Source organism: Arthrobacter sp. H14, from assembly GCF_000520495.1.
In the GTDB taxonomy this organism is placed as follows: Bacteria; Actinomycetota; Actinomycetes; order Actinomycetales; family Micrococcaceae; genus Arthrobacter_C.
The window spans coordinates 15,302-27,621 of sequence record NZ_KI914644.1; the positions used below are offsets into that span (position 1 = coordinate 15,302).

A 12,320-nucleotide genomic window follows, 5' to 3' on the forward strand; every position below is an offset into this window, starting at 1 on the left:
TTCTTGCCCGGCCGGTGTCCTGCTGACAAGGTGAACTGAAACGTGCACCAAGGGAGAAACCATGACCACTGAAACAACGAACCTCTCAGACAGAGGAGAGGGGTCGCAGGCGGAGATTTCGGACGAGATCGAAACCCTGCACGCCGGGTACCAGCAGCGGCGCCAGCAAGGGGAACCGCCGGCGCAGCAGCCGAGCCTCGACTTCCCGCCATACCGCAGCAGCATCCTGCGCCATCCTACGAAGAATCCGCGGCATGTGGACCCCGAAACCATTGAGCTCGCTTCGCCGGCCTTCGGGCATACTGACGTCTCCGTGTTGGAGAGCAACCTGACGATCGTCCATAACGGCGAACCGCTCGGCGAACGCATGGTCGTCTCCGGCCGGCTGCTCGACGGCGAAGGGCGCCCGGTCCGAAATCAGCTCATCGAACTCTGGCAGGCCAACTCTGCAGGGCGCTACATCCATAAGCGGGATCAGCATCCGGCGCCGATCGACCCCAACTTCACCGGCGCGGGCCGCTGCATTACCGACGACGACGGCGGCTACAGTTTCCTGACCATCAAGCCCGGCGCCTACCCCTGGAAGAATCACCGCAACGCCTGGCGGCCCGCGCACATTCACTTCTCGGTTTTCGGCACCGCCTTCACCCAGCGGATCGTGACCCAGATGTACTTCCCCGGAGATCCGCTGTTCCCGCTGGATCCGATTTACAATTCCATCGTCGATCCCGATGCCAGGGAACGCCTGGTGGCGAAATTCGACCACAGCCTCACCTCCCCGGAATGGGCTCTGGGATACCGTTGGGACATTGTCCTCACCGGGTCCAAAGCCACCTGGGTTGAGCCCGAAGGAGACGACGAATGAGTAACCCCTCAACCAGCCCAGCTCCAACGCCGGGGCAGACTGTCGGCCCGTTCTTCGGCTACGCCCTGCCTTTCGAAGGCGGACCGGATCTGGTGCCGCCACACAATCCGAAGGCAGTGCGGCTGCACGGCTATGTCTTCGACGGCAATGGCGATCCGATTCCTGATGCCATTCTCGAGATCTGGCAGGCAGACCAGGACGGCAGGATCCCCCGGGAGCCGGGTTCGCTGCACCGTGACGGGCACACCTTTACGGGGTTCGGCCGTTCGGAAACCGATGCAGCGGGGCATTACCAATTCTCCACCGTGATTCCGGGTCCCATCTCAAGTACCGGCGCCTCCTCAAGCAGCGGCGGGAACGACGCCGGTGCGGACAGTAAAGCGCCGTTCATCGCCGTCGCAGTATTCAGCCGGGGACTGATCAACAAGCTGCATACCCGGATCTACCTGCCCGGCCATGAAGAACTCCACGTCACGGATCCGTTCCTCACCAGCCTGGATGAGGAAGATCGCGCCACGGTAACCGCCACCCGCGGCGGGGACGGATCCATCCGGCATGACATCCACTTGCAGGGTCCGCAGGAGACGGTGTTCCTTGCCTTCGACTGACCCAGCCGTGCATGATTATTCGTTGACGGCGCCGATGTGGTCCGGCACGCCCGCCGCGGCAGCCACTTCGGATGAGTCCATCCTGGCCTGCATGCTCGAAGTGGAGGTGGCACTGGCCACGGCCCTGGCCCGGCACGACGCGATTCCGCAGGCCCATGTGGGCACCATCCGTGCGGCCGCCGATCCGGACAATTTCGACGTCCGCTCCATTGCGCTGCGTGCCCGGGGCGGCGGAAATCCGGTGATCCCGCTGCTGTCCGACCTGCGCGAACAGGTGCGGCAGCTCGATCCGGAGGCGGTGGCGTCGGTGCACAAGAGCGCCACCAGCCAGGACATTGTCGACTCCGCCCTGATGCTTGTCGCAGTACGGGCGGTCCGGATCATCCTGGCCGACCTCCGCACGGCGGCAGCCGGACTGGCCTCGTTGGCCGACCGCCACCGCTCCACGGTGATGGCCGCCCGCACGCTGACCCAGCAATCGGTGCCCACCACCTTCGGTCTCAAGGCAGCCGGATGGTTGTATGGATTAACGACGGCGGCACGGCGGCTTGAACGTCTGGCGCCGGAGTTGCCGGCGCAGCTTGGCGGAGCATCCGGGACGCTGGCCGCCACTGCCCAGCTGTTGAATCCGGCTGACGCGCTCGCCGTCGTCGACACCTTTGCCGCCGAACTGGGGCTGCTTGCGCCGGCTATGCCGTGGCACACCAGGCGGGCTCCGGTGACGGAACTCGGCGATGCCCTGGCGGGCGTTAACGACGCGCTCGGGAAGATCGCCGTCGACATTGCTTTGCTGTCCCGGACGGAAATTGCCGAAGTAGCCGAGCCTGCGGCAGCCGGCAGGGGCGGATCGTCCGCGATGCCGCAAAAGCAGAACCCCGTGCTCAGCGTCCTGATGAACGCCGCGGCACGGAAAGCACCGGCGCTGGCAGCGGAACTGCACCGCAGCGCCCTCGCCGTGGATGAACGGCCCGACGGAGCCTGGCATACCGAATGGTCGAGTCTGCAGGAACTGCTGCGGCTCGTCGGCGGTTCGGCCGCACTCGCCGCGGAACTGACCCCCGGGCTGCAGATCGACGATGCGAAAATGAAGGCCAACCTGAATTTGAGCGGTGGTCTGGTGCTGAGTGAACGGCTGATGCTGGAACTCGCCCCGGTGCTCGGCAAAGACCAGGTGCAGCAGCTGATTATCCGGGCCGGAGCCGGGGAGGATCTGCAGACACTCCTGGCCGCTGCCCTCAACGGCGCCGACCGCGCGGACGACGGGGAAAAACCCTCCGTGGAGCAACTCCTCGACCCTTCCGGGTACGTTGGCTGTTCGGACGCCTTCATCGGCCGCGCATTGTCCGCGTACCAACAACATTTCGTTAGACAGGAGCCATAATGGCCGGAACCAACCTCATCCTCGGTCCTTCGCTGGGAACATCCTCGTTTGTCTGGTCGAAGGCCGCGGCTCTGTTTCCGCAGGACTGGAACATCGCAAACTACGAGCTCCCCGGGCACGGGCCGCAGGTCGCCGCCGCGGGTCCGCTGACGATCTCCGCCGTCGCAGACCAGGTCGTGGAGCTGGCCGACACCCTGAAGATGGACACGTTCCACTACGCGGGGATATCGCTGTGCGGCAGCGTCGGCCTCGATCTCGCGCTGCGCTATCCGGACCGGCTGGGGAGCCTCGCAGTCATCTGTTCCGGGGCCAAAATCGGCGAGGCGGAGGCCTGGGAGGAGCGTGCTGGGCAGGTCCGCAAGCAGGGAACACCGGTACTCGTGGATGGCTCCGCAAAGCGCTGGTTCGCGCCCGGCTACATTGAGCGGGACCCGGACTCGGCGGCACGCCTGCTGCACGACGTTTCGGATGCGGATAACGGCTCCTACGCCTACCTGTGCGAGGCGCTCGCCGGCTTTGATGTGCGGGACCAGCTTGGCGAGGTTTCCGTGCCAACCCTCGTACTTTCGGGCGAGCACGACGGCGTCACACCGCCTGAGCTGGGACGGTCAGTTGCCGATGGAATCCCCGGGGCGAAGTACGCGACCATTACGGATGCCGCCCACCTGGCCCCCATCGAGCAGCCGGATCAGGTGGCGCAGGCGATGATGAATCTTGTGAAAGAGTCTGAATGAGCACGCACGACGACGGTGGCGCGGAAGGTTCAAAGCGGTTCGACGCCGGCATGGCAGTACGGCGGGAAGTTCTGGGCGACGAGCACGTCGACCGGGCCAACGCCGGAATCGACGACTTCACCGCCGACTTTCAGAACATGATCACCCGCACAGCCTGGGGCGAGATCTGGACCCGCCCGGGGCTGGACCGGAAAACGCGGAGCGTCATCACTATCACGGCGCTGATCGCCGGCGGACATATGGACGAGCTCGGTATGCACATCCGTGCGGCACTGCGCAACGGACTGACGCCGGACGAAATCAAGGAGGTCCTGCTTCAGTCCGCGGTCTATTGCAGCGTCCCGTCGGCCAACTCCGCCTTTAAGATCGCCCAGCCGATCATCGCCGAAGCCGCAGCCCGCTAACCACCAAGGTTTACCCAAGACTTGCGGAGCATAATCATCTTCTCGCAACACCGTCAACTGGGTTGGGGCTTGGAAGATGACCTCGGAAACAGAAGCAGAAGAAACGGGGCTCCCGGGCGTTTCACGCCGGCAGTTCATCGTGGTATTTGGCGCCGGAGCCGCGACGATTGCGGCGGCCGGAACCTATGGCGTCGCCACATCGGGCGTGGATCCCGGCGCGGGGCCGATGGTCGGTGCCGCTGACAAACTGCAGGTCACCCGCGCAGTCCGCGGAGCCCGCCTGGGCGCGGATGGAACACCTGCGTCCAGTGCCGCGCCCGGACCGGAGGAATTCCTCCGCCTGGTCAGTGCAGCGCAGAACGGACCGCCACGCCAGGTCGCAGCGGAGGCGGACACACTGGAGCGGACCTCCGCGGTCTCGGCCAGCGGCATGGTCAACAGCCACTCAAATGGACACGGCGGACAGAGTGGTTCAGCGCCGGCCACCGGCTATCCGCAACCCGGGAACCAGACGTGGGGCGACGTCGTCGTGCTGGAAGTAAAAGTCTTTAACGAAGAAAAGCTGCCGGTGCCCTTTTCCCCCGGGCAGCTCAGGCTCCGGCGTCATGGTGGAGAGACCATCACTCCCAGGGACTTCAGCCGTCGGGCCGGATCGATCCCGCCCGGATCCATGGAGCTGATGTGGGTCAGTTATCTTGCCCCGTCGGACGCGGCCGGTTTCACTCTTGAATTTACCGATGCGCTGCACGGTGAGCGGTTGTCGCTCGGCATTCCGTCATTCGTTTCGGGGCAGTCATGAAAACGCTGAACGTTTACATCAACGACGGTTTCGTCCCCATGGTGGACGGTGCGCTCGTCTACCACCGTGGATTTGGTGACCGGCCGACGGCGGTTGACGACGCCGCGCCAAGCCTCACCCTCCCTCCACACGTGTTTACGGCCGATGGCCGGCTGGTGAAGAGCCGAAAGTATCCACTGAACGCCACGTCCCCGCATCTGGGACGGCCGGAACCACTCTACTCAGATCCGATCAATCCCGGTCAATATCTGGTCCGCCGGGCCTACTGGGCCAGCTACTTCCCGGAACGTACCATCATTGCCGAGGCCGGCAGCACCATCAGCCTGCGCGTGCACAATACCCTCGCCGACGAGCATGAACTGTCCTTCCTCAATACAGCTCCCGGCGATTCGCCCACCGCCATCCGCAGGCACACCACCACCGGAAGGATCGCTCCCGGGTCCTCGAAACTGCTGGAATTCGAGGCGCCGCCGGCCGGAACTTACATCTACTGCGACCCGGGCACGAGTCCTGATGATGCACTGCTGGACCCGGTGCAGCGCACCCTTGGCCTGGCCGGAGCCCTGTTCGTGGCCAATACCGAGGAGCCGTGGCGGATCACTCCTGGCGGGGAGGAGTTCGAACGGCAGTGGCTCTGGTTCTGCCATGACATCGAGCCGGAGTGGGCCAGGCTGGCTTCCCAGGGTCAAACCGTTGACCCTGCCGTGACTCCGGCGTACCCGCGGTATTTCACACTTAATGACCGCAGCGGCTTTGAATCCCTGGGCGTCAGCATCGACGAAGCTCTCAACCATCTCCGCGAGGAGGACACCTTGATGTCCGGGGCTGCCCGGCAGGTGGACGTTAGGGACTTCAGCCAGGGCGTCACACCGGACACCGTGCGGACCGGGCACATGATGCGGTTCATTAACGCCGGCATCGTGCATCACCAATTGCATTTCCACGGCAACCACATCTGGACTGTTGGCCGGAACGGTACGCCGTTTCCGCGGACAGGCGGCTTTATCGATGCGGAAGGACATGTAGTACTGCAGCAGTGGGAGGACGTGGTCGAGGTTCATCCGCTCGACCGGAGGGACTGCGTCCTGCCGGTAAAGCGTCCGCCGGAGGCTACTGCAACAGTCTGGAATGCGCGGACGGGCGACTGGATCTACCCGATGCACTGCCATGCCGAACCGTCCCAGGTCGCTATGGGCGGAATGTACCCGGCCGGACTCGTAGGGCACTGGGCGATTTCCGCCCCGGTCGACATTCCGCCGCCACCCATACCCGTTGAGGTACCGCCGGACGGCGCCACACAGGGCAATTCCGGCACGGTTTCGGAAGGACAGTCACCATGAGTGAATCACCGCACCACCTCTACCGCAGCCAGGTGGAGTTCAGCTCCGACCAGATCCAGGAGGGCAGTCCGGAAACGGAGTTCCTGGAGGACGCTGACCAGTCCTATGAGTTGGATTTCCGCAGCGATGATATGGAATTCGACGACGGCGCCGAGCATGAGATGTGGTTTTTTGAGACCGATGAAATCGAGAAGACATTTCCATCACCGCTGTTGCGGCTCACGGAGGGGGAAATATTCCACGGAACCGTGAGCCCCAGCAAGGGGGCGCACACCATCCATTGGCACGGGATCGAACCGGATCCGCGCAATGACGGAGTGGGACACACCTCTTTCGTAGTGTCGGGACACTACACCTACCAGTGGGTGCCGGAGATCGGTCATTCGGGAGATGCGAATTCCGGAGCTGCAGGAACCTACTTCTATCACTGCCATGTCAATACTCCACTGCACGTCCAGATGGGGATGTTTGGTCCAGTGGTGATCGATCCGGTGGTCGACCCGAAGTACCCGGTGCGGCCCAATACCCGGAGAGCGTTCGTCGACGGGCCGGAATACGACATCGATACCGAGGCCATTCTCATCCCGTACTCCCTGGATCCCCGCTGGCATGAGATGAACCATGCGGCCGGCCTTTCGGGGGAGGACGTGGGACTGGACCGCTTCGAACCGGAGCATTTCTATCTGCTCGGCGGAGAGCTGGCAAAGGGTCCGGAGGACGAGGGTCCATGGCAGTTGCGCGGCGCACTGCGCGCCAAGGCAGCAGGCACAGGCGGCGCGCCGACCCTTGTGCGGTTGCTGAATGCGAATTATTTCCCGGTCGACATGCACTTCACCGATGCGGCAGGCACCACGCCTGTCCCCATGGCGGAGCTCATATCCCACGATGGCCGGCCGTTCCGCGATACCTCGGACCCGTTGGGAGAGTCCCCGCCAATCCGCGATGCCGGCAGCCCGTTAATTACGAGCATCATCAACTTCGGTGCGGCCGAACGCTACGACATCCTGTTGCACCCACCCGCAGCCGGCAAATACACCCTGAAGGTCGACCTCCTGCACTGGATCACCGAGGCCATCCTGTTCACCCGCGTCGTCACCATCACAGCGGAATAATCTAATGAACCTCAATTCGGGCGCTGTGACCACTGGATCTGGATAATCGTGCATCGCGTGTAAGCAGGGGACAACCGAGCGCCTCGGCCAACACAACATACGCGGCATCGTAGGCGGAAACGTTGTCCCGCAGCTGAAATGACCGCCTGCGCAGCGAATGGCTGGATGACCAACGTGTGATCGGTAAATCGTCAAAGTCGGTTAGGAAATCTTCGGCTCTGGCTACGCTCAGTCGACCAGCCATAGTGAGACCGCGCACCGCGGAAATCACCTCATAATCGAGCAATGTGGGCGCATTCAATTCATGCTGTGCCATGAAACCGCGAAGCTCATGGGCCCCGCCAGTCAGAACCAGGGCGTCAACTACGGCGGCGGCATCCACCACGATCATGCTTTCGACCTGGACTCAACCTCTTCATCACGTTCGCTGCGGGCAGCGGCTATAAAATCCACCGAGGATCCGCCGGCGCGTTCGGCTCTTGAGGCGGCACGTTCAAGGACCTGGCTGACTGTAGGGCGTTCCACTTCGCGGGCAATTAGACCAAGCAGATACGTGTTCAGCGATTCTCCGCGTTCAGCAGCGCGGGATTTCAGGACCCGTCGAGCTTCCTCTGGAACGTTTCTGATCTGCAACAATGAACTCATACATACATATTACTATCCAATACATACAGTCTGTATGTAGCTGCCCGATCTGGCTTCTGTTGCCTGCTGCCTGCGTTCACATGCTTCCTTCGCGCCTTCGCGACATTGCCTTGTGACGCTCCTCATGCTATGTTCACTAGTAGAACATAAGTTTGTAATGCGTACGGAAGGACACCATGGTCAACAAGAGAGTCGGCAGCGCCGGCGAGGCGGTTGCCGATATCCCGGACGGCGCCACCGTCATGATCGGTGGATTTGGAAAGGCCGGACAGCCGGTCGAGCTTATTGATGCGCTGCTCGAGCATGGCGCCAAGGACCTCGTCGTCGTCAATAACAACGCGGGAAACGGCACCACCGGTCTGGCTGCGCTCATCGGAGCAGGACAGGTCCGCAAGATGATCTGCTCCTTCCCGCGGCAGAAGGACTCACAGATTTTCGATGAGCGGTACCGGGCCGGGGAGATCGAGTTGGAAATTGTCCCGCAGGGCAACCTGGCCGAGCGCATCCGCGCGGCCGGGGCCGGCGTCGGCGCCTTCTTCACGCCCACCGGGTTTGGAACCATGCTGGCCGAGGGTAAGGAGACCCGCGAAATCGACGGGCGGAACTACGTTCTTGAGTACCCGATCAAGGCAGACTTCGCGCTGATCAAGGCGTTGAAATCCGACCGCCGGGGCAACCTGGTGTACCGCAAGACCGCCCGCAACTTCGGCCCCATTATGGCTGCAGCGGCGACGACGACGATTGCCCAGGTGGACAGCGTTGTCGAACTTGGGGAGCTGGACCCGGAAGCGATGGTCACCCCCGGCATTTATGTTGACCGGGTGCTGGAGCTGCCACAAGACTCCGTCCGGATGGAAGGAAAGGCATCATGAAACTCAGCCGCACGGAAATAGCCGAGCGTCTGGCCGGTGACTTCCCCGACGGCGCCGTCGTCAACCTGGGCATTGGATTGCCGACCCTGGTCGCCGACTACCTTCCGGAGGACCGGGAGATCATCCTGCACACTGAAAACGGCATGCTCGGCATGGGCCGCGCCGCCGCGGAGGATGAGATCGACGGCGACCTGATCAACGCCGGCAAGATCCCGGTCACGGAGCCACCGGGAGCCAGCTACTTCCACCATGCCGACTCGTTCGCAATGATGCGCGGCGGGCACATCGACTACTGCGTCCTGGGTGCCTACCAGGTGGCCATCAACGGGGACCTGGCGAACTGGCATACCGGCGCGCCTGACGCGATTCCCGCCGTCGGGGGCGCCATGGATCTGGCCATTGGGGCGAAGCATGTCTACGTGATGATGGATCTCTTCACCAAGACGGGCCAATGCAAGATCGTCGAGCAGTGCACCTACCCGCTGACCGGCCTTGGCTGCGTGGAACGGATTTACACTGACATGGCGATTTTTGAACTGTCCGAGGGGCAAATCCGTGTCCTGGAGATCTTCGCGGACCTGGATCTTGCCGGGTTGGAAGAGGCGATGGGGCTGCGGCTGCAGGACGGGTTGGTGGCGGCATGAGTGGAAGCTTTATTTACGACGCCGTCCGCACCCCATTTGGCCGCTACGGCAAGGCGTTGGCCGGCATCCGACCGGACGATCTGGCCGCGGGCGTGCTGTCGTCGCTGCTGGCGCGGCATCCGGATCTGGATCCTGCCGCGATCGACGAGGTGCTGCTGGGAGACGCGAACCAGGCCGGCGAAGACAACCGGAATGTCGCCCGGATGGCTTCGCTGCTGGCCGGGCTGCCGACGTCGGTTCCGGGCGCGACGGTTAACCGGCTCTGCGGTTCAAGCCTCGAGGCGGTCATCCAGGGCAGCCGCGCAATCGAAACCGGTGACGCGGATGTCATCGTGGCCGGCGGCGTCGAATCCATGAGCCGTGCGCCGTGGGTTCTGCAGAAGTCCGCCAAGGGCTTCCCGGCCGGCAATGAAACGCTGCATTCGACCACGCTGGGATGGCGGATGGTCAATCCCGAGATGCCGGATAAATGGACCGTGCCGCTGGGGGAGACCGCCGAAATCCTCGCCGACATGTACGGGATCAGCCGCGAAGAGCAGGACGAATTCGCGGTCCGCAGCCACCGGCTGGCGGCTCAGGCCTGGGATGAGGGCATCTACGCCAACGAAGTGCTTCCGGTCGACGGTGTGCTCGAGCGGGATGAAGCCATCCGGGCCGACTCGACCCTCGAGACACTCGCCGGACTGAGGCCGGTATTCCGGGAGAACGGCACGGTCACCGCAGGCAACTCCTCACCGCTGAACGACGGCGCCGGTGCCATCCTGCTTGGTGGTGAAGCCGCTGGCTTAGGAACGGAACCGCTGGCCCGGGTCGTGTCCCGCGGCGTCGCCGGCAATGACCCCAACGTTTTCGGAATTGCCCCGGTCGAAGCGGCCAACCGTGCCCTCGCCCGTGCCGGGTTGGGCTGGGACGATGTCGACGCCGTCGAACTTAATGAGGCCTTCGCGGCACAAAGCCTGGCCTGCCTGAAACTGTGGCCTGAGCTGGATCCGGAGAAAGTCAACATCCACGGGGGAGCGATCGCCCTGGGGCATCCGCTCGGCGCTTCTGGCTCGAGGATCGTCGGCCATCTGGCGCACGAGCTCAAGCGGCGTGGCGGCGGAATCGGCGTGGCGGCAATCTGCATCGGCGTCGGCCAAGGCCTTGCTGTGGTGCTCGAAAACAAATAGACGACGGTGGCCAACTAGGATATTGGGATGACCGAGACGAGTGAAGCGCCATTTCCGAGCGGACAATACGTACAGTCGCTGGCGCGGGGCCTCTCGGTCATCCGCGCCTTCGACAGCGACAGTCCGGAGATGACGCTCAGCGAGGTCGCCCGGAAAACCGGCCTGACGCGGGCCACGGCCCGCCGGTTCCTGCTGACCCTGGTCGAGCTGGGCTATGTGCGCACCGACGGGCGACTGTTTGTGCTGACCGCGCGGGTGCTTGAGCTCGGTTACAGCTACCTATCCGGACTGTCCCTGCCCGAAATCGCACAGCCGCATCTGGAGCAACTCTCCATCGACCTGCATGAGTCGACGTCGGCATCGGTATTGGACGGGCACGAGATTGTATATGTCGCGCGGGTGCCCACCCGTCGAATCATGACGGTTGGCATCAATCTTGGCACACGGTTTCCGGCCTATGCGACGTCGATGGGCCGGGTGCACCTGGCGGCCCTGTCTCCGGGGCAGCTTGATGACTACCTGGCGACGGCGGAACTGAAGCCGCTGACTTCCAACACGGTTCATGAACCGGTACGGCTGCGTGAAGTGCTGGGCCAGGTCCGGCGCCAGGGCTACGCCCTGGTGGACGAGGAACTGGAAGCGGGCCTGAGGTCTATTGCGGCGCCGGTCCGGGACCGCAACGGCCGCGTGACGGCCGCCATCAACGTCTCCGCCCAGACATCCGGCGTCACGGTCGAATCGATCGTCTCCGACTACCTCCCGCGGTTGCTCAAAACTGTCTCCGCCATCGAAGCGGACCTGCTCGCCGGAACACCTTCCGGCACCGGAACACTGACCCGCCGATAAAGACGCTCGACCGGATTGTCAAGAGCTCGTACGACCCTGCCTGCGCTTCCCCAAAGCCATCACTTCCGCGCCGCGAGCGCGATCCGGCGCTCCCGAAAAAGTCATCACATGTCGTAATGTGACCTAATCGTGACATTCCAGTTGACGCATGTACTGCATTGCCTGTCAGCTCATGGATAGATCGGGAATGGGCCGTCCGCCGCAACCGGTTAAAACCGGCGTTTTAGGCCCCGGAAGCGGCTTCTGCGGTTGATTTTAGCTATCAGTTCGCTAGCTTTGGACAAATGGTTGTTCAACACGCAGACCCGCAAACACGTCCAAGTTCGGTTGCACAGTTCCATCGCCCGGCCCTCGATGACGGCCAGTACCTCTGGCGGATCGCCAAAGATTCCCAGACCCTGGATCTTAATTCCTCCTACACTTATCTGCTCTGGTGCCGCGACTTCGCCGACACCACGATCATGGCCACAATCGATGGCGAACCCGTAGGCTTTATCTCGGCCTACTTCCGCCCGGAAGACCCCGAGACCCTGCTGGTTTGGCAGGTGGCCGTCGACGCCGATTACCGCGGCCGCAGGCTTGCCGCATCCATGCTCGACGCCCTGGCCGAACGGGTGGACGGTGCCAGATGGCTCGAAACCACCATCACGGCAGACAACGTAGCGTCCAACCGGCTTTTCCGGAGTTTCGCGCAGGAACGCGGCGCATCGCTGGAGCGGGATCCGCTCTTTGAAGGCGAGCATTTCCCCGATGATCACGACACGGAATTCCTCATCCGAATCGGCCCGCTCAACTAATTTCCCGCACCGCTTCAGCAGGGCGCTGAAACGTAGGTATTCCTGCGTCCTGAACCAATTCCCCATCAGGAGGAACGATTTCCATGACTGACATTTTCAACACT

General features: G+C 63.1%; 15 protein-coding genes. 13 read left to right on the plus strand and 2 right to left on the minus strand.

Annotation, left to right across the window (positions count from 1 at the left end; genetic code table 11):
* Positions 1 to 61: 61 nt before the first annotated feature.
* From pcaH to Y707_RS28895, 8 genes are all read left to right on the plus strand, one after another.
* A complete protein-coding gene (gene pcaH, locus Y707_RS0107760; protein ID WP_026534647.1) occupies positions 62 to 865 on the plus strand; it encodes a protocatechuate 3,4-dioxygenase subunit beta in 804 nt (267 codons plus the stop codon).
* A complete protein-coding gene (gene pcaG, locus Y707_RS0107765) occupies positions 862 to 1,473 on the plus strand; it encodes a protocatechuate 3,4-dioxygenase subunit alpha (protein WP_026534648.1) in 612 nt (203 codons plus the stop codon). Before pcaH ends, pcaG begins: the two co-directional genes overlap by 4 nt.
* Before the next feature lie 7 nt (positions 1,474 to 1,480).
* Positions 1,481 to 2,854: a class-II fumarase/aspartase family protein gene (locus Y707_RS0107770; RefSeq protein WP_051441763.1), complete on the plus strand. Its 1,374-nt coding sequence runs from the start codon at positions 1,481 to 1,483 to the stop codon at positions 2,852 to 2,854.
* Complete coding sequence (locus Y707_RS0107775; protein WP_035780816.1) at positions 2,854 to 3,588, plus strand: alpha/beta fold hydrolase; 735 nt, start codon at positions 2,854 to 2,856, stop codon at positions 3,586 to 3,588. Before Y707_RS0107770 ends, Y707_RS0107775 begins: the two co-directional genes overlap by 1 nt.
* The gene (gene pcaC / locus Y707_RS0107780) at positions 3,585 to 3,992 is read left to right on the plus strand and encodes a 4-carboxymuconolactone decarboxylase (protein WP_026534651.1); all 408 of its coding nucleotides are present in this window, start codon (positions 3,585 to 3,587) and stop codon (positions 3,990 to 3,992) included. The genes Y707_RS0107775 and pcaC overlap by 4 nt, the downstream gene beginning before the upstream one ends.
* A 76-nt stretch (positions 3,993 to 4,068) precedes the next feature.
* Positions 4,069 to 4,791: a hypothetical protein gene (locus tag Y707_RS28885; RefSeq protein ID WP_051441764.1), complete on the plus strand. Its 723-nt coding sequence runs from the start codon at positions 4,069 to 4,071 to the stop codon at positions 4,789 to 4,791.
* Positions 4,788 to 6,131, plus strand: a complete 1,344-nt coding sequence (locus tag Y707_RS32140; protein ID WP_051441765.1) for a cupredoxin domain-containing protein — start codon at positions 4,788 to 4,790, stop codon at positions 6,129 to 6,131. Before Y707_RS28885 ends, Y707_RS32140 begins: the two co-directional genes overlap by 4 nt.
* Positions 6,128 to 7,243: a multicopper oxidase domain-containing protein gene (locus Y707_RS28895; protein ID WP_081744716.1), complete on the plus strand. Its 1,116-nt coding sequence runs from the start codon at positions 6,128 to 6,130 to the stop codon at positions 7,241 to 7,243. Before Y707_RS32140 ends, Y707_RS28895 begins: the two co-directional genes overlap by 4 nt.
* A gap of 1 nt (position 7,244) precedes the next feature.
* On the opposite strand, the gene Y707_RS0107795 is transcribed toward Y707_RS28895, so the two are convergent.
* Both Y707_RS0107795 and Y707_RS0107800 read right to left on the minus strand, forming a co-directional pair.
* Positions 7,245 to 7,634 (minus strand): type II toxin-antitoxin system VapC family toxin, encoded by a 390-nt coding sequence (locus tag Y707_RS0107795; RefSeq protein ID WP_026534652.1) that lies wholly within the window; start codon positions 7,632 to 7,634, stop codon positions 7,245 to 7,247.
* Complete coding sequence (locus Y707_RS0107800) at positions 7,631 to 7,888, minus strand: FitA-like ribbon-helix-helix domain-containing protein (RefSeq protein ID WP_026534653.1); 258 nt, start codon at positions 7,886 to 7,888, stop codon at positions 7,631 to 7,633. The genes Y707_RS0107795 and Y707_RS0107800 overlap by 4 nt, the downstream gene beginning before the upstream one ends.
* A 176-nt stretch (positions 7,889 to 8,064) precedes the next feature.
* Here Y707_RS0107800 and Y707_RS0107805 point away from each other — a divergent pair, with 176 nt between their 5' ends.
* The 5 genes from Y707_RS0107805 (at position 8,065) to ectA (ending at position 12,216) form a co-directional block, all read left to right on the plus strand.
* Positions 8,065 to 8,760 carry a 3-oxoacid CoA-transferase subunit A gene (locus Y707_RS0107805; protein ID WP_026534654.1) on the plus strand — a complete coding sequence of 232 codons (696 nt, stop codon included), beginning with the start codon at positions 8,065 to 8,067 and terminating at the stop codon, positions 8,758 to 8,760.
* Positions 8,757 to 9,404: a 3-oxoacid CoA-transferase subunit B gene (locus Y707_RS0107810; protein ID WP_035780818.1), complete on the plus strand. Its 648-nt coding sequence runs from the start codon at positions 8,757 to 8,759 to the stop codon at positions 9,402 to 9,404. The genes Y707_RS0107805 and Y707_RS0107810 overlap by 4 nt, the downstream gene beginning before the upstream one ends.
* Positions 9,401 to 10,573, plus strand: a complete 1,173-nt coding sequence (locus Y707_RS0107815; RefSeq protein WP_026534656.1) for a thiolase family protein — start codon at positions 9,401 to 9,403, stop codon at positions 10,571 to 10,573. Before Y707_RS0107810 ends, Y707_RS0107815 begins: the two co-directional genes overlap by 4 nt.
* 27 nt (positions 10,574 to 10,600) lie before the next feature.
* On the plus strand, positions 10,601 to 11,419 hold the full coding sequence (locus tag Y707_RS0107820; RefSeq protein WP_026534657.1) for an IclR family transcriptional regulator domain-containing protein: 819 nt from the start codon (positions 10,601 to 10,603) through the stop codon (positions 11,417 to 11,419).
* A gap of 284 nt (positions 11,420 to 11,703) precedes the next feature.
* Positions 11,704 to 12,216, plus strand: coding sequence for a diaminobutyrate acetyltransferase (gene ectA, locus Y707_RS0107825; RefSeq protein ID WP_026534658.1), 513 nt, complete (start codon positions 11,704 to 11,706; stop codon positions 12,214 to 12,216).
* Positions 12,217 to 12,320: the final 104 nt, after the last annotated feature.